Annotated in this window: 2 protein-coding genes; both read right to left on the bottom strand. The window is 48.1% G+C overall.

The window, feature by feature from the left end; translation table 11 throughout:
* Window positions 1–85: 85 nt before the first annotated feature.
* Window positions 86–1,660: a DUF1549 domain-containing protein gene (locus J4G02_15785; GenBank protein ID MCE2396025.1), complete on the bottom strand. Its 1,575-nt coding sequence runs from the start codon at window positions 1,658–1,660 to the stop codon at window positions 86–88.
* 447 nt (window positions 1,661–2,107) lie between these two features.
* Window positions 2,108–2,669, bottom strand: a 562-nt coding sequence (locus J4G02_15790; GenBank protein MCE2396026.1) for a hypothetical protein, incomplete at its 5' end; no start/stop codon positions are given.

The following is a 2,669-nucleotide window of genomic DNA, read 5'->3' on the forward strand; positions in this document are numbered from 1 at the left end:
TCGCCGTCCAATCCTTGTTGATAGCGCAATTCGATTCCTAAAGAATCCAAATCCTTTAGGTTTTGGAGTATGTCAACTTACACACCTAATGATTCAGCGCAAATTCAGCGGAGTTCAGTAATGCCCAGTAAAGGTCTTCGTACGCCAGCGCATCGTTGCGATACAGACTTGACCGCAGGTATCGGTCAAAATAGGTCCTTTCTGAGGTCCGAGGGTAGCGCGAGAGGGTCGTGAGATAAATCTGATTGAGTCTATCCCGCTTGGTGCGCTTCGTTTTGAGGATATGGTGGAGGAGACCGCCTCGCTCTTTGTGAGATCCACTGTCATTGACTAGTGATCCATTAATCATCATCAAGGCTTGCGGAACAGTACCGTTAAACGCCTCAACTTCCTCCATTTCACCATTATCAATGAGGAAGAGAAACCGTTCCAAATAGCGGCGTTTCATATTTTCCAGTTGACCCCGATCTCGCCGCTTTTGAAGTCGCTCAAAACCGGTTGATTCTAACATCGAATAGAAGAACTGCTCTGCTGTCAACGGCTTAACGTAGGCATGTGAATAATAAAGATCGTCATACTGGTTGCTTTTGTTTGTCTCGGACGTGCGTTGATAGGCTTTGGTGTTAAGGAGGGTTCGCATCAAGTATCGGAGATCATATCCATGAATCATAAAATCTTTCGCCAGCCAGTCAAGCAATTTAGGGTTTGACGGTGGGAACTCTTCCCCAAATCCGTCTAACGGTTCCACAAATCCTTTCCCCATAAAGTGCGCCCAGATCCGGTTGACAATAGCGTGGCAGAAATACGGATTATCCTTATTAGTCATCCACTCACTCAGGGCTTGTCTTTGCTTAACTGTTGGTGTCGTGGGCCGTGTGCCATCAAGAAAACTTGGTGGAGTGGGTTGATGAGTCTCCGGCATATAGACCGAGCCTTTGGGGGCATTTTTCAAGATACGTTCTGCGACACGTTCTCCGCCGTCCTCGTCCATTTCGCGGATCTCTTCAAGGCGGATGTTGGCAAAAAACGCCGCTAATCCGTAGAAGTCCTCCTGATACCACGCTTCAGTTTTGTGGTCATGACATTGGGCGCACTGCATCGGTAATCCAAGAAACAACCGGGAGGTGTGAGCAGCGAGATCAACCGGTGAGAGATCGTAGCGTAGCAGATAGTTCGCCGCCCCATTTTCTTCCACACTGCCTTCTGCTGCAATCAAGGCTGTGACAAATTGGTTATAAGGCATGTTTTGCGCGAGACTTTGGCGTATCCACTGCTCTAATCCTAAGCGTTGTTCCCTGTTATTATCATCTCGACCGATGAGCCAATTGGACCACAATCGCGTCCAGTAGTCCAGGTAAAGTTCGCTACCAATCAGTTCATCGATCTTTTTTTCACGCTTATCCTTAGAACCATCTTCAAGGAAATCGACAACCGCTTCGACGGTGGGAATTTTTCCGGTCAGATCCAGATGCACACGCCGCAAAAATTCAGCGTCACTGGATTGTTTCGATGGTTTGATCTCTTCTTCCAGATGCTTCGTGCTAGACCAGATACGTCCCTCAACACTAGGGCTGACGTTCCACAGTATGATACTCACACAAATGAGGATTAGTAGACCTTTTAGTAAATTGTTCCGTGTATGAGATAAAGCTTTCATCATCTTTGCACACTCCCTTCCAATACTAGTTTTCATGCAGCATTTTATCGGTGAGGCTTCCTTATTCCATTTAACACATTACCGCGGCGTAATTCAACGATAACGCTTGAGCAGTTAGAGCTATTCAGTTTTCGGTTTTTTAACTATTTTGCTTGAAAAGTTGCAGCCGGGAGATCGCGCTATCGGGATTTGGAAATCCCTCCTACAGTAAAGCTATAGTGGACCTTGGAATTAATTAGACATTGTGGACGAGCGAGGTCAGCAACCTTTTGCCCAGAGTTACGGCACACGGAGTGTGCCTACTACTTTTAGTGTCTATTTATTTTTAGAATTCACCATAAATGACCCTACTTGAGCAGTAATCCTATCTGAACCAATCGTAATGCAGACCTAATGAGCGGTCTTTAAGCGGGAGGTTGACGCGCACCCCGCCCTGTGCGGAGGACTGCTTTAGTCCGAGTTCAACTTCAAGTGCCACAGCGACTCTCCTGCCTGAGTTCTTTGGTTCATCGAGTCTACCTTCGAGGCAGTCGATGATGTCTGCCAATCCGTAGACAGCGTTGTCGGCATCTCTACCCGCCGCTGCCCTTCGGGGGTATCAATATCCTGCCATAATCGCCAACCGCCCGGAGGCCCCGAATGAAATTCTATCTCGCCATCAGTGCCGGTCAGACGGATCACACCTGCTCCATCTCTAAAATGGATAGATTCGCCATCTTCAGTAACGAGCATTCCCTGTCCGGTGAACTCATCGCTCCCCGATTCACGTCGGGGTTGGTCTCCAACGCCGATCACCCATGCGGCTAGGCTGTCAACAAAATAGGACCAATATTGCTTCTGTGAATTTAATGCTTCTGTCTCAATGGAGAGGATCTCGCCGATGGTACCGCTGTTGATTAATTCTTTTGCTTTGGCGTAAGAGGGATGGTTCACCGGGATAGCACCACAGCAAAGCGGCACACCGGCATCCGCACATGCTTCGACCATCCGGTCGGCTTCCTCCAGTGTATGC

The sequence above is a fragment of the Candidatus Poribacteria bacterium genome (assembly GCA_021295755.1).
Taxonomy (GTDB): domain Bacteria; phylum Poribacteria; class WGA-4E; order WGA-4E; family PCPOR2b; genus PCPOR2b.